This window comes from Streptococcus mitis (genome assembly GCF_047464945.1).
GTDB lineage: Bacteria > Bacillota > Bacilli > Lactobacillales > Streptococcaceae > Streptococcus > Streptococcus mitis_EA.
The window spans coordinates 128,918-148,655 of record NZ_JASHAX010000004.1; the positions used below are offsets into that span (position 1 = coordinate 128,918).

Below are 19,738 nucleotides of genomic sequence, written 5' to 3' on the forward strand. Positions count from 1 at the left end.
AACTAGAATCTTTGCTGACTAGACTCTGTACAAAAAGAGAGCTACTGGGCTCTCTCATTCATCACTTCACATATTTAAAAGAAATCTCACTACCACACAGCCAGTTGTAGACTTGGTCATTGACAAAAACATTCATGGCTTCATGGGCATACTCAGGCATGATGCGATAGACCTTGTCGCAAGTCAGGCGGTTGTAAATCGCGAACTGGGTAATAGGGTAGCAAACATCGTCGTCCAAGCCAGTAATCATCTTAACTTCACCTTGGATACGATGGGCAAGATTTTTCACATCGATATAGGCAAGGGTCGCCATGATGTCCTCCTCAGTTTCATGGAAGGGGTCGTGAAACTTGAAATAACGGAAAAGTTCGTCGTAAGCCTCGCTAGTATTACCAATCTCAAGCACTCGTCTGAAGTCTGACAAGAAAGGATAGATGGCAACTGTTTTCTGAATCCGAGGATTGAGCGCTGCCGCAACCAAGGCTAGAGCCCCTCCTTGCGAGGCACCATAGCTAGAAAGTCGCTTCTCATCTACCTGAGGCATACTGGCAACAATTTCAACCAACTGGTAAATGTCCAGATAAACATCCTTATAAAAGAGGTGATCCCGACCTTCCACAGCACCACGGATAATATGCCCCTTAACTGTATTTCCTAGGGGAGAACGCAAGCCGTCTTGTGAGTAACCCGACTGCCCCCGCACATCCATGGAAACAACACCATAACCAGCAACGGTGAAGGCCAGCATGTCAGCCCAGTCCCAGCCACGTCCCATATAACCATGGAAATGGAAGATTAGTGGAACCTTCTCCTCACTTTTTGGAAGAACGACGCGCGCATAGACCTTACCTTCATTGGTTCCTTCAAAGGTTAATTCATAGCACTTGACTTGAGGAATGTGGAAATTTCTTTCCTCCAACTGGTAGGCTGGAAGAGTTGAAACTTTTTTCACCTCCTCATCCCAGAAAGCATCAAAGTCTTCTGGAACCTCATCCCTGCCTTTATAGGTCTTAATTTCTTCTAGCAAAGCTGGATTTTTCATAATATACTCCTTTTATTTTGTAATCGCTACCACAACTGTAGCATATCTAGAAAAGCATTGCAAGAAAGAAGGGTAAATACTCTTCGAAAATCTCTTCAAACCACGTCAACGTCGCCTTGTCGTACTCAAGTACAGCCTTCGGCTAGTTTCCTAGTTTGCTCTTTGATTTTCATTGAGTATAATATAGAAAGTGAATTTAGATTTTATTTCTTCAAACCTACTGACTGAAAGTCTAATAAATTGAATCTAGAATAGTACCAATCAACTTCTAAAGTATTTTTAGAAATTAATGTGAATGCCACAGTTGATTTGTCTACAGTTTATCTCAATATACTATAGTTTCAATGGAGATTGAATAGAGAATCACACACCAGAAAGCGAGGTAACATCATGAAAGCAATAGGTACGCAAATATTACAGACAAACCGTTTAATCTTGAGAAGATTTGTGGAGAGTGATGCGGAAGCCATGTTTCAAAATTGGGCTTCGTCTGCTGAGAATCTGACTTATGTTACTTGGGAGCCCCATCCTGATGTTGAGGTCACTCGAAACTCGATTTGTAATTGGGTTGCTTCCTATGCCAATCCCAACTATTACAAATGAGCCATTTACCTCAAAGAAAACCCAGAGCAAGTGATAGGAGATATCAGCATCATTGAGATGAATGAGGATGATTCCAGTTGTGAAATTGGCTATGTTTTAGGAAAAAACTATTGGAGTCGTGGTCTTATGACAGAGGCCTTAAAAGCTATCTTAGACTTCTGTTTTACTCAAAAAAGTCAAAGCACGATATGCCAGTCTCAACCCAGCTTCAGGTCATGTTATGGATAAGACTGGAATGTCCTATCTAAAGACTGTTGCAAATGGGGTAGAGAGAAAAGGCTATATTGCGAACCTTATTTATTATCAGATAAGCGGAGAATACAGATAATCTTAAAATTTATTGCTTATCAGCTGTTCTTATTTTTTATTTACTATTTCATTTATCCTCTTTTTTCCGAATAAATAGATAGAACCATCGAATCTAGCAAAATTAGATTTTAAAATATGGTATAATAGAAGGAGGGAATGGATGATTCTCAGACATCCGGGCATCAGCCCAACCAATGATTTGGTTGCTAAGAAAATCTTTAGCAATCCAGAAATCACTTGTCAATTTATACGCGATATGTTGGACTTGCCAGCCAAAAATGTGACCATTTTGGAGGGGAGCAATATTCACATCTTGCCTTCCATGCCTTATTCAGCCCAAGATTTCTATACCAGTATAGACGTATTGGCAGAGTTAGACAATGGGACACAAGTAATCATTGAGATTCAGGTGCATCATCAGAATTTTTTCATCAATCGCCTGTGGGCTTATTTGTGCAGTCAGGTCAATCAAAACCTCGAAAAAATTCGCCAACGTGAAGGTGACACCCACCAGAGTTACAAGTATATCGCTCCTGTTTACGCCATTGCAATTGTGGACAGCAACTACTTCCAAGATGACTTGGCTTTTCACAGCTTTAGTATGCGCGAGGACACGACAGGTGAGGTCTTAACTATCACAAACAATGGACAGGAACACCATCTAGTCAAGATGGCATTCTTGGAACTCAAAAAATACAGAGAAACCAGCAAAGATAAGGTTCGCAAACCGTGGTTGGAGTTTTTTGGGAATAAACCCTTTACTCAGGAACCCGAGCGAGCCATCAGCCAGGCAGACCAACTGCTAGACTACAAGAGCTGGTCCGAGGAGGACAGGAAGATGTTTAGTCAACTACGTATGCGAGAAGAACAAGCCTTGTTAGCGCAGGACTATGCCTTGGAACAAGCTAGGGCAAAAGGAATTGAACAGGGACTGGAGCGTGGAAAAGTTGAAGGAAGTTTGTCGACGCTATTAAATCTAGTCCGTCAAGGTCTTTTGCCTTCTGAAGTTGCCAGTCAACAGTTGAGTATGACTGTCGCTGAGTTTGAAGAACTATTAAAAGAGCATCATAAATAAGAACTAAAAAATATAGAGAAACCAGAAAAGACAAGGTTCGCAAGCCGTGGTTGGAGTTTTTGTAAATCATTTAATCAATGACAGATTTTTCCGTAATAGATGGGAGAATCTGTTTTTTTAGTTATGCTATATGTGGGCTCTGAAATAGTAAGATATAGTGTATTGAAATAAGATATGAACAAAGAAATTAGGAAAGTCAAATTATAGTTAAATGAAATAAAAACTGAACAAATTGATTGCGGAATTCAAGCTAATTTCTAGCAATGTTTTAGAAAACTCGGTGGACTATTTCGGATTCAATCTACTATAATTTCTAGAAATTTTTTAGAATCCGCAGTGTGCTATTTTAGATTCAATAAATTGTGCTTTTAGAAACAAAAAAAGAGCATTTCCGCTCTTTCTTCTCCTATTCAATCTTATTTTGTTGCTTCTTTCTTTTGGAAAGTGGTTTGGTAATTTACTTTAATCGTTACGGTCATGTAAGAGTCCTCGTTTCTTTTTGATGACTCTAGTATAAAGGCCAAACCTGAAAGCTAGCTTAAGATTTCCTTAGAGAAAGCTTATACTCAATGAAAATCAAAGAGCAAACTAGGAAACTAGCCGCAGGCTGTACTTGAGTACGGCAAGGCGAAGTTAACGTGGTTTGAATTTGATTTTCGAAGAGTATTAATCTAAATGTTCTTTCTTTTCCAAGTGAAGAGCTATCATGCGCCATTCTGGATCCTCTTGCCAGCCTTCAATAGAACTAATGTAGCTAGCAACCTTTCTGGCTTCTTCTAAAATCGGAAAATCTTCGATAATATCAGCCACTTGGAATTCTGGAAGGCCTGACTGTCTGGTTCCAAAAATCTCACCTGAACCACGCATTTTCAAATCTTCCTCCGCAAGGACAAATCCATTGGTGGTTTCTGTCATGATGCGCATGCGATCTTTCCCAGAATCAGTCTTGGGATTGGACACTAGAACAGCATAGGACTGCTTGTCCCCCCGACCGACACGGCCTCTAAGCTGGTGAAGCTGGCTGAGCCCGAAGCGATCGGCATCCATGATAATCATAACGGTCGCATTGGGAACATTGACCCCGACCTCGATAACTGTCGTCGAAACCAGAATATCTGTTTTTCTCTCTTTGAACTCCTGCATAATCTGGTCTTTTTCATCACTCTTCATCTTGCCATGTAGGAGGGCCACCTCTGCCTTACCAGCAAAATGAGCCGTCAATTCCTCTGATAAGGCAATGGCATTTTTCAAATCCAGAGCTTCTGATTCTTCAATCAAGGGAGAGATGACATAGGCTTGAGAACCTTTTTGGATTTCCCCCTCTAACCAAGTCAAGACCTGAGGCAGTTGCTCATGCTTAATCCAACGTGTCACAATAGGTTTCCGACCCGCAGGCATCTGGTCGATAATGGAAACATCCATATCGCCAAAGGCTGTGATGGCCAGCGTCCGTGGAATGGGAGTTGCCGTCATCATGAGTACGTCTGGATTGTCCCCTTTTTCCCGTAAAATACGCCTTTGCCCCACACCAAAACGGTGCTGCTCATCGATGATAATCAAGCCAAGACGAGCATAATCCACTCCATCCTGAATCAGAGCGTGAGTTCCGATAATCAAATCAGCTTCACCATTGGCAATAGTCTCCAAGACTTCTCTCTTTTCTGCAACTTTCAAGGAACCTGTCAAGAGAGCCAGTTTCAAGTCTGGAAAAAGGTTCTGTAAACTCTCAAAATGTTGCTCTGCAAGGATTTCTGTTGGCACCATGAGAGCAGCCTGGTAGCCAGCCGTCACTGCCGCAAACATAGCCAAGCCAGCGACCACCGTTTTCCCGCTCCCCACATCACCTTGCAGGAGACGATTCATGTGGTGGTCCGACTTCATGTCGGTCAAAATTTCCTGCAAACTCTTTTCCTGAGCTTGAGTCAAGGCAAAAGGAAGATTTTCTTTAACTGCTGTCACTTTTTCCTGAGACCAATCCAGAACCAGACCGCTTCCCTGAACTCTATTTTCAGACTTGAGCATCTGCAACTGCATTTGGAAATAAAAGAGTTCCTCAAATTTGATACGGCGAAGGGCCTGCTTGTATTCTGCCAAATCCTTGGGGAAATGCATAGCACGAACTGCCTGACAACGGGACATGAGTTTGTATTTGTCCAGCAAAGACTGGGGAAGATTTTCCTCAATCAAGAGGTCCAGTCCCTGATCAAAGGCTGTCTTGATAACTTTGACCAGACTGGCCTGACTGATTCCCTGAGCCAAGCGATAAACAGGTTGGAGGTCATCTTCCACCTGAGCTAAGACCTTCATCCCAGTCAAACTAGCCTTGGCACGGTCCCATTTTCCAAAGACAGCCAGGGTTGCTCCCAACTCTATCTTATCAGCTAGATAGGGCTGGTTAAAGAAATTCACCGCAAAAACAACTTCTCCCTGCTTAAGACTAAAGCGCAGGCGATTGCGCTTGAAACCATAATACTGGACACTGGCAGGAGTCACGACTTGACCAGATAGGACTGCCTTCTCCCCGTCTTCCAGCTCCAGCACCTGCTTGGTTTTGAAGTCTTCATAACGGAAAGGAAAGTAGAGCAAGAGGTCTTGCAAGTTTTCAATTCCTAGTTTGGCGTATTTTTCTGCTGACTTTGGTCCCACACCAGGTAAGACATGCAAGGGTTGATGTAGATTCATGCTCCACTCCTTTCTTTTCTAATAATATTCTCTCGGAATGCGGTCGCTGAGAAGACAAACCACCTCATAGTTAATAGTGCCACGGTAGGCCGCTACCTGAGTTGCTGTGATTTCCTTGCCCCCGTTAGAACCAATCAAAGTTACCTTGGTTCCAAGTGGGTAAACCTTAGGCAGACGAATGGTGATTTGGTCCATAGAAACTCGTCCAACAATTGGGCAAGCTTGCCCATCTACCAAGACGGAGAAATTCTGCATGTCTCGTGTCCATCCATCCGCATAGCCGATTGGCACCGTCGCTATGACTTGCTCGCTAGCCGCCTGATAGGTCGCTCCGTAGCCCATGCAAGCTCCAGCTGAAACTGTCTTGACATGGACCAGAGCAGACTCCAAGGTCAAGGCTGGTGTCAAGTCATAAGGCAAGTCCAAGACCTCTCCACTAGGGTTAAGACCATACATAGCATCTCCCATACGAACCGCATTGAAAATAGTCTCTGCATGCCATAGAGTCGTTGCAGAATTGCTGGCATGAACCAAGTCTGGAAGAGCTTTCATACTTTCCAAAATAGCTTTAAATTGTTCTAACTGAGTATTAAAATAGGAATCTGATTCTTCGTCCGCAGTAGCAAAGTGGGTAAAAATCCCTTCAACACGAGCACCATGTTGTTGGAGCAAGTCTTGAGCCTGCTCAGCCTCACCGGCCTCTCGAAAACCAATCCGTCCCATTCCTGAATCAATCTTGAGGTGAACTGTCAATCCAGTTAGGTCCGCTTCCTTATCTAAGAGTGCTTTAATCCACTCCAGTCCAGCCACTGTCAAGGTGATGTCGTATTCTTTAGCAAGAGCAACTGCTTCGATTTCAGAAACTCCTAAAATGAGGATTCGTTTGCTGAGTCCAGCCTGTCTGAGTTCAATGGCTTCATCAATATTCGAAACGCAAAAGCCATCAACATCATCTTGAATAGCCGTGGCAACGGCAACAGCCCCATGCCCATAGGCATTAGCCTTGACCACTGCAAATTTGAGCGTTCCTTCAGGGATATGAGCCCCCATTTGCTGAATATTTTGTCGAATAGCTCCCAGATGAATCAGAGCCTTGGTTGGTCTATGTGGACTAACTTTCATGATTTTCCTCCAAAATGACACTGGCTGTCACAAACTGATCTGTATGGCTGATAGAGAGCCAAATCTTTCCTGAAAACGGTGACTGACTAAAATAAGGCGCACCGCGTTCATTGTTCAAGACTTCCAAATCCTGGAAACCGAGCTTGCCAATACCCGTTCCCATAGCCTTGGAAAAGGCCTCCTTAGCCGACCAGCGACCAGCTAAATATTCAATCTGCCGGCGCCCTTTGAGACTGGCAAACCGCTCCATTTCCTTAGCTGTCAGCACGCGCTTAGCAAATCCTTCATGTCGTGTAACTGCGCGTTCTATCGAAGCTAATTCCTCGATATCAATTCCGTGTCCAACTATCATTCTCATCAAAAGGAGTTGAGATTCCCCAACTCCATCCTTTTCACTTATTTTGTCAAGGTAGCATAAATCTCTTCTACCAAAGCCTCTGTATTTTCCCAACCTAGACAAGGGTCGGTAATAGAACAACCAAAAACCTCTGGTTGGTTTTGACGACCATCTGCTAGGTAAGATTCAATCATAAAGCCTCGAACTGTCTTTTTGATTTTCTCATTCCAATCACGATTTTGCAAGGTCTGACGAACAATTCGAATCTGTTCCATATATTGCTTGCCTGAATTATCATGATTGGTGTCGATGAGGATAAAGGGATTTTCAAGTCCCATGGCTTCATAGCGCTCAATGGCATTTAGCAAGGTTTCATAGTAAAAGTTAGGCTCATTTTTCCCATATTCATTAACTGCGCCACGAAGGATGACGTGGGCCAAGGGATTTCCTGAAGTCTCAACTTCTTGACCATGGAAGAGGAAGGTCTGTTTGTTCTGAGCGGCATAGATACCGTTAAACATGACCCCAAGGTTTCCTGAGGTTGGATTTTTCATCCCCACTGGTGCATCAATCCCTGAGGCTACAAAGCGATGCTCTTGGTCTTCCACAGAACGAGCCCCCACAGCATGGTAGCTGACCAAATCATCTACCAAGACCAGATTTGACGGATAAAGCATCTCATCTGCCGTTGTCAAACCAGTCTCTGTAATCACGCGGTAGTGCAACTGGCGCACAGCCTGCAAGCCATTAATCAGGCTTGGAGCCTTGGAAGTATCTGGCTGGTGTACCAAGCCTTTATAGCCGTCTCCGTTGGTGCGTGGTTTAGCAGTATAAACACGCATAACCATAAAAATCTTGTCCGCCACCTTCTTTTGCAAGGCGGATAAACGGCGGGCATATTCCAAAACAGCCTCTTCATTGTCAGACGAGCAAGGACCAATCACCAAAAGGATCCGGTCATCTTCTCCTGAAATGATGTCTGCCAATTCTCTATCACGACGCTCCTTTAGTCGCAAGGCTTCCGCAGACAATTGGGTTTCTGCCTTGATTGCTTCAATATCGATTTCTTGACCTTTTTCAATAAATGCCATCTTATTCTCCTAACGTTTGGTAGATTTCTCTGACGAGGACTTCCGTATTCTCCCAGCCCAGACAAGGGTCAGTGATAGACTTGCCAAATACTTCCGGTTCGTTTTGACGGCCGTCTTCTAGATAAGACTCAATCATAAAGCCACGAACGTACTGCTTGATTTTTTCATTCCAATCACGATTAATCAAGGTCTGGCGGACAATTCGAATCTGGTCCATATATTGCTTACCAGAGTTGTCATGATTGGTATCGACGATGATAAAAGGATTTTCCAAGCCCATTTTCTCATACTGGGCAATGGTATCCATCAAATTATCATAGTAGTAGTTAGGAATATTCTTACCATACTCATTGATTGCTCCACGAAGAATAGCGTGCGAAAGTGGGTTCCCAGTTGTTTCCACTTCTTTTCCTAGGAAAAGGAAACTTTGTTTGTTTTGAGCAGCATAAATCCCATTAAACATAACATTGAGATTTCCAGAGGTTGGATTTTTAAAACCAGTCGCGAAATCTGCCCCGCTTGCCACAAAGCGGTGTTGCTGGTCTTCAACTGAACGGGCACCAACCGCCATGTAAGAAATCAAATCATCTACAAGCGGAAGATTTTCAGGATAAAGCATTTCATCAGCCGTTGTCATACCAGTCTCTGTGATGACACGATAGTGAAGATGGCGCACAGCTTTGATTCCGTTGATGAGGCTAGGGGCTTCTGTCGCATTAGGCTGGTGAATCAAGCCCTTATAGCCATCTCCGTTGGTACGGGGTTTAGCAGTATAAACACGCATAACCATAAAGATACGGTCTGCCACTTCTTCTTGCAAAGCTGCCAAACGCTTAGCGTATTCAAGAACAGCTTCTTCATTGTCAGATGAGCATGGCCCGATTACCAAGAGAATCCGCTGGTCTTCTCCACGTATAATGGCTTCTAGCTCTTGATCGCGCTGTGATTTTCTCTCCAAAGCTTGGCCTTCTAATTTTGATAAGGCACAAACTTCTTCAATATTAATTTTAGGACTTTTTGCTGTAAATACCATAACTCATCTCCTTATAAATCAAACGGATACCAAGTAAAAATTTACTTTTCACAAGGTATCCGCCTCTAAACTATCTCATTTTATTGTCTTTTACCGTGACAGTTTTTAAACTTCTTACCAGAACCACATGGGCAAAGGTCATTCCGTCCAATCTGACTCAAATCCAGATCTTCTGGCATATTTGCTTGGTGGGCAGCGATATTGCGAGTCGCTGTTGTACTGATATGGTGTTCTGCTTGTGGTCTTTCTTGTTCATGAATTTGTGCTTTCATCATCAAGCGTGTCACATCAAACTCAATCGAACCAATCATGTCATTAAACATACGGAAACCTTCTGCCTGATACTCAACAACAGGGTTGTTCTGAGCATAACCACGAAGTCCAACCGCATTACGCAATTGATCGAGGGCATCGATATGATCTGTCCACTTGTTATCTACCACTCGTAGAATCAAGACTTTTTGGAATTCTTTAACTGCTTCTTCATCGCGTAGTTTTGAAACCTGACTATCGTAAACTTGCAAGGCCCGTTGGAAGAGTTCTTCCTTAATAGCCTTATCAGACAAACCTGACAAGTCTTCGATTGAAATAGAATCTTCTGGAAGCAAGTTGTACTTAGCAAAGTTCAAAATTGCCTCTAGTTTTTCATCTTGTTTGGCACGCGCATGACCATCAACGACACGACCAATCGTGCGTTTGATCATAGCCTGAATTTCAGGTGCCAAGTCACGGTCTGCAGTGATGACATCGTAACGTTGAGCATAGATAATCTCACGTTGTTCACGCATGACGTCATCGTATTGAAGGACTTGTTTACGGGTATCGTAGTTATTTCCTTCGACACGTTTTTGCGCCGCCTCAACCTGACGTGTCAACATGCGAGACTCAATCGCCTCTTCAGACATGTTCAAGCGTTCAAAAATTCCCTTCAAGCGTTCAGAACCAAAACGTTTCATCAAGTCATCTTCAAGAGATAGGTAGAATTGTGACTCACCTGGGTCTCCTTGACGACCTGAACGTCCACGAAGCTGATTATCGATACGACGGCTTTCATGGCGTTCTGTACCAATCACACAAAGTCCACCCAATTCGCGAACCCCTTCACCAAGCTTGATGTCGGTACCACGACCGGCCATGTTGGTTGCGATAGTAACAGCACCACGTTGACCAGCATTCATGATGATTTGGGCTTCTTTATAGTGGTTCTTAGCATTCAAAACTTCGTGAGGAACGCCAGCTGCGACCAATTTCTTAGAAATGTAGTCACTGGTTTCAACCGCTACTGTACCAACCAAGACAGGCTGACCTTTTTGGTAACGAGCCTTAACGTCTTCGACAACCGCCTTAAACTTAGCCTCGATACTTGCATAAAGAAGGTCTGAGTGGTCAATACGTTGAACAGGACGGTTTGTTGGGATTGGGATAACACGAATGTTGTAAATTTCACGGAATTCTTCTTCCTCAGTCTTACCTGTACCCGTCATACCAGACAATTTCTTGTACATACGGAAAAGGTTTTGGTAAGTGATTGAGGCAGATGTCTTGGTTTCATCCTGAATTGGCACACCTTCTTTAGCTTCAATGGCTTGGTGCAATCCATCAGAATAACGACGACCTTCCATGGTACGACCTGTAAATTGGTCAACGATCAAGATTTCTTGTTCTTCGCTCACCACATAGTCAATATCGAGAAGCATGATGTAGTTAGCACGAAGGGCATTATCGATAAAGTGAGTCAGAGCTACGTTTTCGATGTCATAGAGGTTTTCAAGCTTGAAGTAGCTTTCAGCCTTGTCAATCCCTGAATCAGACAAACCAATAGTTTTAGACTGCACATCGATGATGTAGTCGTCTTTGTCCAAAGATTTCACATAGTGGTCTGCCATGTGGTAGAGCTGACTAGTTTCAACCGCATTAGCACCTGATACGATCAAAGGTGTACGCGCCTCATCAATCAAGATTGAGTCAACCTCATCGACCAAGGCATAGTTAAGCGGGCGTTGTACCATGTTTTCAGCGCGAACGACCATGTTATCACGAAGGTAGTCAAATCCGATTTCTGAGTTGGTTGAGTAGGTAATATCACACTCATAGGCTTCTTTTTTCTCCATTGGAGATTTGGCAGCCAAGTTAATCCCTACTGACAAGCCAAGCCAAGAGTACAATTCACCCATCTCAGTCGCATCACGTTCGGACAGGTATTCGTTGACCGTAACTACGTGAACCCCTTTACCTGAAAGGGCATTGAGGTATACGGGCATGGTCGCAGTCAAGGTTTTCCCTTCCCCTGTACGCATCTCTGGCACGTCACCATGGTGAAGAACGATTCCACCCATGACCTGAACCTTATATGGGAAGAGACCTAGGACACGTTTGGCACCCTCGCGGACAACCGCAAATGCTTCATAAAGCAGTGAATCCAGTGATTCTCCATTTTGATAACGTTCTTTAAATTCAACTGTTTTTGCTTTTAGTTGGTCATCTGTCAAAGCAGCCATTTGGTCTTCGTATTTGAAAACCTTGTCAGCCATCTTTTCCAGACGACGGATTTCTCCTTTATCATTTTCGATAATTGTTTTTAAAATATTAGCCATGTTTTTCCTTACTTTAAATTCCGAATATTTTAGAATGTTCTTTTAATTTTAGCACAATTACTGATTATTTTCAAGGAAGAATCCCCATTTTGAAAAGGAAAAAGAGGCTAGTTTCCAAGCTAACCTCTCTGACTTTTATGATGATCTAATTGCCAACAAAAATCGGCAAAATCGCAAATAGGATAAATAGATTTATCCAAAAAGAAAGACAACAGATAAGTCCAAAAACAAAGAGACTGACTTTCTTGGACAGCAAGGCCATCAAAATCGACAGAATTCCAAAAACTAGTAAAACTTTCTGCATGATTAAGAGATTGATAGATATTCCCAGAACTGGTTTATCCCAAGGAACAAAGAAGAAAGCCAGCCAGATAAGCAGAACTAAACCAATATAGACCTTGGAATAGCGTGTAATAAATGATTTTAGACGTGCCATAAGCTACCTCCTAGGATTGTATATCCTTTAAATATTGTATATGCCCATTTTCGACAACTAATACATCTGTACAAAGATCTGAAATATCTTCCGATATATGCGAAGTCAGGATAACCAAACCATTTTCTTTTTTCAGATAAGATAAAATGACCTGTTTGGTTAACCTCACACTCTTCTCATCCAAAGCATTCATAGGTTCATCAAGAAAGAGTATAGATGGCTCGGCAATAAAGGCTTGAATCAAAGCCATTTTTTGCTTTGTTCCTAAGGATAAATGACGGTACTCAACGTCTTCAAATTCCTTTAAATCATAATATTGGATCCAATCGGCAATTCTTTTTTCAGTAATTTCTGATGAAAAATACCTTAACAGTTCCAAATTTTCTCTCAGGGATAAATGAGATAGAAACTCTACCTTTTCGATTAAAATCCCTGCATCCTGAATATAATGATTTTTCACCCCGTAAACTTTCCCATCTTGAAGAACTTTTCCTTTGTCAAGCTTAATATAACCAGCAAGTATCTTTAAAAGAACTGTCTTGCCAGATCCATTATCACCTTTAAGGCCATAAATTTTTCCTGATTGAAAGACCAAATTCAACTGATTTAAAATAGGTCTTTTCCCATAAATTTTCTGTCCATTTATAATTTCAAGTCTCATCGTTTATCCTTTCTTAAATTTCTCTTCCAAGCGACTAACAATCAAGATAACTAATAAACTTAAGAGTACTAAATACACTGTTACAATATGATCCATCATCCATTCTTGTCCCACAAATGCTAAAAAATAGAGAAAAAAGGAAAAACCAGCGCCCGCACTAATCAGTGCTATCAGATAAGACAGTAACAAATACAACATCATTAACTGAGCAAGTAAAAAGAAGAGAGCAACTGTTTTGAAATGAATTCCTAGCGGAAGTAAACCAAGAAACCAGACAAATAAATCTTGAGTAAAAAATTTAGAAATGACAACCAATCGTTTCCTTGTATAATCGAAAAAGGAGCTTGATTGATAGCGAATCAAATGATGATAATGATCGGCCAAATCAGTTTCAAGCAAAATGACAGAGAGCCATCCAACCATGAAAATCGAAAGGTTTAACAAGAGTTTGGGGATTTCTAAATTCACTTCAGAATAGTCATTATAGGAAAAGATTGAAATCAATTCCCTCTTGAAAAAGAGAAAAACATCCTGCTTTTGAACCGCTGTTGACAATAGATAGTTGGTCAAAATCATCATCAGAACTATACGAAGTAGTAAAACAATCTTTCTCTTTAGCAAAATATTGTTAAAATTCTTAAACATTATCTTCATATTTTTCAAGCACCATATAAGGGACAATATAAAGGATATAAGGAGTAAAGAGTTTCATCAAACTTACATCCCCATAGCTAGCTTGCATCAAACTCGTCATAGGAACCATATAGTATGGCAAGATACTATAGAGCAGCATAGAACCAAGCCAAAGAAACATCAAATAGGCAATTGCCGAACGAGTCACATTCCCTAAATAATCAACTATTTTTAAAAAATAAACCGTATTGATGAAGATACCGATTAGAAGGACACACATAAAAAACAAATAACTTTTTATTTCTCCATCTAGAAACCTTTGTAAACTACTTCCATCAGAAAATAGTGAATTCCATTCCAGAGGCGAAAAAGTCCCAAAGAAATAGGTTATGATTGCAATTATCAGCACAGTCACTAAATATATCACACAAGGGATACTTGCAACTTGAAAAGTCAACTTTCTTTTTAACCCTTGATAACTCACTTCTCTTCCAATACTCAATCGTAAAACTTTATTTTTCAGCTCAATGTATTGAAAACCTAGCAAAGAAATGATGATTGGAATAATAAATGATTGATAAAAGCCTAGATTGAACTGGAGAATACGAAAATCTAAAGCTGATTTTAATAAGTCATTTTTAATTGCTTGTCCATCGAATTTGGCTAGGTCAGGCGCATGAATATCAAAAAAGAAATAAGTCATCAAAAAATCACGATAAACCAAAGCAAGAAAAATCAAAGTAAGCAAGACATAAACAAATTTATTCCTTGCCAAAGTTAAGAGAGGAATCTTCATAAGCCACCTCCTACAAATAGAAAGTAATATAATACTCAATGAAAATCAAAGAGCAAACTAGGAAACTAGCCGCAGGTTGCTCAAAGCACTGCTTTGAGGTTGTAGATAAGACTGACGAAGTCAGCTCAAAACACTGTTTTGAGGTTGTGGATATAACTGACGAAGTCAGTAACCATACCTACGGCAAGGCGACGTTGACGTGGTTTGAAGAGATTTTCTAAGAGTATAAATCAATGCCTTCCGCCTTTAGACTTTCCGAGTTCTCGTCTCAAGCGAAGCATTTTTTTGAAACAGAAATAAGTTGACCTATTCAGACCAATAGCTAGCAGAATAAAAAGAAACCAAATGCCCCATAACTTGATATCTGTCAAATTTCTCAAGACGATATTGAAAAACAGAACTGAAATAACTGTCCAAGCAAGGCTAAAAAGAGCATAGAGGGGGATGTAAAACCAGTAAAAATAGTAAAAAATTGGGAAAAATTTACTATCTCTATTGGCCTTTTCAATCCAGTTATCAAAATAAAAGTAAGGTGCTAAAAGTAAGAATTTAAACAAATGTTCCATTATCAACACCTCTTTTTGATAGCGTTTTCTTCAACTTCATTCTATCAAAAAAATCTGGAAATGTCATTCCAGATTCTACTTTTTTATTTACGTTTTCTTGCGATGAGATGGATTGGTGTTCCTTCAAAGACAAAGGCCTTGCGGATTTGATTTTCCAAGAAACGCAGGTAAGAAAAGTGCATGAGTTCTTCTTCGTTAACAAAGATGACAAAGGTTGGTGGTTTAGTTGCCACTTGGGTCGCATAGAAGATTTTGAGACGTTTTCCTTTGTCTGTCGGTGTTGGGTTAATGGCAATAGCATCCATGATTACATCGTTCAAGACAGCTGATGGAATCCGTGTGTTTTGACTTTCGCTGATTTGCTTGATCATCTCAGGAAGTTTGTGGAGACGTTGCTTGGTCAAAGCAGATACAAAGATAATCGGTGCGTAAGGCAGGTATTGGAACTGCTCACGGATATCTTCTTCCCAGTTTTTCATAGTATGGTTGTCTTTTTCAAGAGTATCCCACTTGTTGACCACGATAATCATTCCTTTACCAGCTTCATGGGCAAATCCTGCGATACGCTTGTCGTATTCACGGATGCCTTCTTCCGCATTGATGACCATCAAGACCACATCTGAACGGTCAATAGCACGCATGGCACGCATGACAGAGTATTTCTCAGTATTTTCATAAACCTTACCAGACTTACGCATACCAGCCGTATCAATCATGGTAAACTCTTGACCATCTGTATCTGTAAAGTGGGTATCAATGGCGTCACGCGTTGTTCCAGCCACAGGACTAGCAATGACACGGTCTTCTCCCAAGATAGCGTTGATCAAGCTTGATTTTCCAACGTTGGGACGACCAATCAAGCTAAACTTAATGACATCTGGATTTTCTTCTTCGTATTCATTTGGAAGATTTTCTACGATCGCGTCTAGCACATCCCCTGTACCGATACCATGGACAGATGAGATTGGCAGTGGTTCCCCCAAACCAAGAGCATAGAAATCATAGATATCATTTCGCATCTCAGGGTTGTCCACCTTGTTCACTGCGAGGATAACTGGTTTGTGGGTCTTATAAAGCTTACGGGCTACGTATTCGTCCGCATCGGTAATCCCTTCCTTACCAGACACGACAAAGACGATAACATCGGCTTCTTCCATGGCGATTTCTGCCTGGTGCTTGATTTGTTCCATGAAAGGAGCATCGACATCATCGATTCCTCCTGTATCAATCATGCTAAAGGAACGATTGAGCCACTCACCCGTTGCATAGATACGGTCACGTGTCACTCCTTCAACATCTTCTACAATGGAGATTCGCTCACCAGCGATCCGATTAAATAGGGTTGATTTCCCAACATTGGGACGTCCTACAATGGCAATAGTTGGTAGGGCCATAATTTCTCACTTTCTACAATAACTTCTTCTGTTCAAGATTTTTTCTAGTTGAGCTTGGTTCAGCTTGACTGAACTGTTCTGCTAGGCGCTGACTCCAGCTTGTGGTTGCACGCGCTCCAGCATAGTCCGCCTGTACACGGTCATAAGCTTCGATTGCCTCAGTTGACTGTTCTTGGTATTCTTCCTCAAACACCACTTGATTCAATGGCAAGCGAGGTTTGACTTCATGTTCTTCATTTGGAAGCCCCAGTGCCATCCCAAAGACAGGATAGGTGTAATCAGGCAGGTTAAAAAGCTCTGCCACTTCTTCTGACTTGTACCGTACCAAACCAATGATGACACCTCCATAGCCCAAACTTTCAGCTGCCAGCAGGGCATTTTGACCAGCAAGAGCCGCATCGACTGAACTAATCAAGAGACCTTCTACACCTTGGGGTTGGAAGGTGTCGGTATGAAGTCGTGCTCCTTTTTCCGCTCGATTCAAATCTCCGACAAAGAGAAGGAAAACAGCTGACTGGCGAATGGCTTCTTGAGGCACTAATTCATACAAGGCATCTTTCTTCTCTTGACTTTTTACAACAATCACAGAGTATGATTGGAAATTCTTCCAAGACGAAGCCTTCTGGGCTGCTGTCAGGATTTCAGTCAAGTCTTCCTGAGGAAGGGCTTGCTCCTTAAATCTTCGAACAGACTTATGAGCTTTCATCAGTTTAATCGTTTCTGTCATCGACGGTTTACTCCTTCTAAACGAGTCTCCTCTGCCAAATAACGGATGCGTTCCATGACCCGTCTAGCTTCCCAGGTTTCGTCATTTCCATGTTTCCCTTTAGCGAAATGCTGCTCCAATTCTTCAAAGTCGAAGTTGGATGTGAAAAAGGTCGGTAAATTTTCCTGCATCCGATATTGGAGAATGACCTGCAGAATTTCATCACGCACCCAAGCTGTTGATTGCTCGGCACCAATATCATCTAAAATCAGGACTTCAGAAAGCTTAATCTCATCCACCAAGGTCTTGACATTACCATCACCGATAGCATTTTTGACATCAATGACAAAGCTAGGATAGTGGAGGAGAGTTGATGAAACACCACGTTTTTCTGATAAATCATGAGCCAAGGCAGCCACCATGAAACTTTTTCCCACACCAAAGTCTCCATATAGGTAAAGACCTTTTCGAATAGCTGGATATTGCTCCACGAATGCTAATAGCTTTTCAAAAACTGGCAAGCGACCCAAATCATCCAAGTCTACTTGAGCCAAACTAGCTTTCTTGAGACTGGCTGGCAGATTGATTAACTTGAGACGGTTCTTAATAGCCGCTTCTTTTTCCGCTGCGATTAGTTCAGGAGTTTCTTCGTAAGAAACGTCCGCATAGCCATGATTCATAACCAAAATCGGCTTGTAGCCTTTGGCAATATAGTCCGTATCACCACGAAGAAACTTGTCACGCTCGGTGATGTACTGATTAAACTTGGAGATACTGCGATTCAATTCCTCTGGAGTCAAGGATTCTTGCTGGATAAAGGCCGCAACATCAGGGTCCTTCATGATTTTCTGGACCAAATCTTGATAATGAAAACGGCTAGGTTGACGTTTGAGTACGTCTCCGACACTTTCCATCTAATCTCCTCCTTTTTCTAATCGAGCTAATAGTTCTTGTTTCTTACGTTCTAGTTCCAGACGAGTTTCCTCGCTGGTTTCATTCTTATAATCTGGATTGCTCCACTTGGGTACATTGGATTTGGCAGGACTGGGTTTACTGCTTTTTTGAGCCTGATTCTTCTGCCCTCGCTCACGGATTCGCAAGACTGCCTCTTCTGCCGAATGAATCTTTTGATAGGCATAGTCATTGGCTACCTTCATGGCATATTTCTCATTGATATTTGCCGAATCCACCTTATTAAAGGTCAATAAGAGAATGATATTGATGACTTCGTCCAGCAAGCCCAAGCCAGCCATCTGTTGCAAGAGTTCTCTTTCTGTTTGGGTAATGGTCCCCTTGCGTGTTTGCTTGATTTCTGCCAAGAACTGCAAGGCCGTTTTACTTTTGGCTTCTTTGATAATGGTTGCTTCCTTAGGATTAAAGTCAGAGGAAACAGGTTTTTGAGCGATTTTTTCACGCATGCGTTTGGTTGAAATGACCTTGGAAACAGCTGTTGACTTAGCCAATTGATAGGTTTCAAACCAAGTCCATTTCTTCTCCTCAGCAATGGCAAACAGGATTAAGACATCGGACTGCTCATCCGCAAAACGAAGCCCATCTCGAGCCATAAGCTGACGAAAATGGTCCAAGTCAAAATCGTTGGCCACTTTCTTCTTAATACCAAGGTCTTCTTGACTACCTAGTTCTGCCAAATCTGGAAAGACTTGATTGAGTGAGACAGGTATTTCTTCTCCCTCAGCACTTTCAACTCCCAAGTCTTCCACAGCTGCATCGCCAATCTTTTTCTCCAAGAGTCTACGATAAACAGGATGTTCCAAGAAGTCCTGACTCGAAAGTGGAGCATGAATGGCTAGCTGATAAGCATCCCCCTTTTGATAGAGGGTCAAGAGATTAAAAGCAGATAGGATTTTCAAGGATTTTATCAGTCTATCCATTCCAAAGTTGAGATGATTGAGAATTCTTGAAAAGAGGTATTCCTTTCTGCCATTATCCCAAAAACTAATCGTATAAAGATAAAGGCTCAGCGCCTCCTGACCGATAATCGGGAGGTAGCACTGTACCAGAGATGAGGTATCTTGCGACACCCGATTATTCTTTAGATAAGAAAAACGGTCAATTGGCTTCATTTATCTTTCCTTTTTCTTTTTAGAGGACTGGGTGATTTGTTGGAGCAAGCTCTCTAACTCACTCACATCCTTAAAACTACGATAGACACTGGCAAAACGTACATAGGTAATCTCATCTAACTCAGCCAACTCCTCCATGACGAGTGAACCAATGTCCTCACTTTGAATTTCATTTTCATTTCGACCACGGAGTTTCTGTTCGATACGATTGACTACCATGTTGATTTCATCACTTGACACAGGACGTTTCTGGGCTGAGCGGATAATTCCATTAAAGATTTTATCTCTGGAGAATTGTTCCCGTGTGCCATCTTTTTTAACAACCACTAAGGTTCTTTCTTCTACTCGTTCGTAGGTTGTAAAACGGTGCTGGCATTCATCGCACTCACGTCTTCTACGAATGGTGTTCCCTTCTTCTGCTTGGCGACTATCGATAACACTTGACTTGGTAGCCCCACATTTTGGACAACGCATCCTTTCCCTCCTTATCGTTTTCTTTTCATTATACCATTTTTTAAACGATTCCCAAAACAATTCTTCTTTTTGCTTGACAAGTTTTTTGTTTTGTTGTATT

General features: G+C 41.8%; 19 protein-coding genes and 1 pseudogene. 3 read left to right on the forward strand and 17 right to left on the reverse strand.

Annotated elements, in window-relative coordinates:
- Positions 1-61: 61 nt before the first annotated feature.
- A complete protein-coding gene (locus QM424_RS06195) occupies positions 62-1,042 on the reverse strand; it encodes an acetylxylan esterase (protein WP_414393683.1) in 981 nt (326 codons plus the stop codon).
- Positions 1,043-1,432: 390 nt separating this feature from the next.
- On the opposite strand from QM424_RS06195, the pseudogene QM424_RS06200 reads away from it, so the two are divergent.
- Positions 1,433-1,973 (forward strand): annotated as a pseudogene (locus QM424_RS06200) (GNAT family N-acetyltransferase).
- Between the two features lie 141 nt (positions 1,974-2,114).
- On the forward strand, positions 2,115-3,029 hold the full coding sequence (locus QM424_RS06205; protein WP_414393686.1) for an Rpn family recombination-promoting nuclease/putative transposase: 915 nt from the start codon (positions 2,115-2,117) through the stop codon (positions 3,027-3,029).
- Between the two features lie 666 nt (positions 3,030-3,695).
- Here the strand turns inward: QM424_RS06205 and recG are convergent.
- The 10 genes from recG to QM424_RS06255 all read right to left on the reverse strand — a co-directional run bounded on the left by recG (position 3,696) and on the right by QM424_RS06255 (position 14,414).
- The gene (gene recG, locus QM424_RS06210) at positions 3,696-5,711 is read right to left on the reverse strand and encodes an ATP-dependent DNA helicase RecG (protein ID WP_414393688.1); all 2,016 of its coding nucleotides are present in this window, start codon (positions 5,709-5,711) and stop codon (positions 3,696-3,698) included.
- Between the two features lie 18 nt (positions 5,712-5,729).
- Positions 5,730-6,833 (reverse strand): alanine racemase, encoded by a 1,104-nt coding sequence (alr, locus tag QM424_RS06215; RefSeq protein ID WP_414393690.1) that lies wholly within the window; start codon positions 6,831-6,833, stop codon positions 5,730-5,732.
- The gene (acpS, locus tag QM424_RS06220; protein ID WP_414393819.1) at positions 6,823-7,185 is read right to left on the reverse strand and encodes a holo-ACP synthase; all 363 of its coding nucleotides are present in this window, start codon (positions 7,183-7,185) and stop codon (positions 6,823-6,825) included. The genes alr and acpS overlap by 11 nt, the downstream gene beginning before the upstream one ends.
- A gap of 44 nt (positions 7,186-7,229) precedes the next feature.
- Entirely contained in the window at positions 7,230-8,261 is a 1,032-nt protein-coding gene (locus QM424_RS06225; RefSeq protein ID WP_000864041.1) for a 3-deoxy-7-phosphoheptulonate synthase, read from the reverse strand.
- A gap of 1 nt (position 8,262) precedes the next feature.
- Positions 8,263-9,294, reverse strand: a complete 1,032-nt coding sequence (locus QM424_RS06230; protein ID WP_414393692.1) for a 3-deoxy-7-phosphoheptulonate synthase — start codon at positions 9,292-9,294, stop codon at positions 8,263-8,265.
- An 80-nt stretch (positions 9,295-9,374) separates the two neighbouring features.
- Complete coding sequence (gene secA, locus QM424_RS06235) at positions 9,375-11,888, reverse strand: preprotein translocase subunit SecA (protein ID WP_261024786.1); 2,514 nt, start codon at positions 11,886-11,888, stop codon at positions 9,375-9,377.
- Between the two features lie 145 nt (positions 11,889-12,033).
- Positions 12,034-12,324, reverse strand: a complete 291-nt coding sequence (locus QM424_RS06240; protein ID WP_414393695.1) for a hypothetical protein — start codon at positions 12,322-12,324, stop codon at positions 12,034-12,036.
- Positions 12,325-12,334: 10 nt separating this feature from the next.
- Positions 12,335-12,985, reverse strand: a complete 651-nt coding sequence (locus QM424_RS06245; protein WP_414393697.1) for an ABC transporter ATP-binding protein — start codon at positions 12,983-12,985, stop codon at positions 12,335-12,337.
- A gap of 3 nt (positions 12,986-12,988) precedes the next feature.
- Positions 12,989-13,630, reverse strand: coding sequence for a hypothetical protein (locus QM424_RS06250; protein WP_414393821.1), 642 nt, complete (start codon positions 13,628-13,630; stop codon positions 12,989-12,991).
- Positions 13,623-14,414: a hypothetical protein gene (locus QM424_RS06255; RefSeq protein WP_414393699.1), complete on the reverse strand. Its 792-nt coding sequence runs from the start codon at positions 14,412-14,414 to the stop codon at positions 13,623-13,625. Before QM424_RS06255 ends, QM424_RS06250 begins: the two co-directional genes overlap by 8 nt.
- A 38-nt stretch (positions 14,415-14,452) precedes the next feature.
- Between QM424_RS06255 and QM424_RS06260 the strand changes: the two genes are divergently transcribed.
- Positions 14,453-14,635 carry a hypothetical protein gene (locus QM424_RS06260; protein ID WP_414393701.1) on the forward strand — a complete coding sequence of 61 codons (183 nt, stop codon included), beginning with the start codon at positions 14,453-14,455 and terminating at the stop codon, positions 14,633-14,635.
- A gap of 9 nt (positions 14,636-14,644) precedes the next feature.
- On the opposite strand, the gene QM424_RS06265 is transcribed toward QM424_RS06260, so the two are convergent.
- The 6 genes from QM424_RS06265 to nrdR form a co-directional block, all read right to left on the reverse strand.
- Positions 14,645-14,980 (reverse strand): hypothetical protein, encoded by a 336-nt coding sequence (locus QM424_RS06265; RefSeq protein WP_414393704.1) that lies wholly within the window; start codon positions 14,978-14,980, stop codon positions 14,645-14,647.
- Positions 14,981-15,063: 83 nt separating this feature from the next.
- Positions 15,064-16,374: a ribosome biogenesis GTPase Der gene (gene der / locus QM424_RS06270; protein ID WP_001207696.1), complete on the reverse strand. Its 1,311-nt coding sequence runs from the start codon at positions 16,372-16,374 to the stop codon at positions 15,064-15,066.
- 13 nt (positions 16,375-16,387) lie between these two features.
- Positions 16,388-17,101 carry an NADPH-dependent oxidoreductase gene (locus QM424_RS06275; RefSeq protein WP_414393706.1) on the reverse strand — a complete coding sequence of 238 codons (714 nt, stop codon included), beginning with the start codon at positions 17,099-17,101 and terminating at the stop codon, positions 16,388-16,390.
- On the reverse strand, positions 17,098-17,994 hold the full coding sequence (gene dnaI, locus QM424_RS06280; RefSeq protein WP_414393709.1) for a primosomal protein DnaI: 897 nt from the start codon (positions 17,992-17,994) through the stop codon (positions 17,098-17,100). Before dnaI ends, QM424_RS06275 begins: the two co-directional genes overlap by 4 nt.
- Positions 17,995-19,164, reverse strand: a complete 1,170-nt coding sequence (locus tag QM424_RS06285) for a DnaD domain protein (RefSeq protein WP_414393712.1) — start codon at positions 19,162-19,164, stop codon at positions 17,995-17,997.
- On the reverse strand, positions 19,165-19,638 hold the full coding sequence (nrdR, locus tag QM424_RS06290) for a transcriptional regulator NrdR (protein WP_001203672.1): 474 nt from the start codon (positions 19,636-19,638) through the stop codon (positions 19,165-19,167).
- Positions 19,639-19,738: the final 100 nt, after the last annotated feature.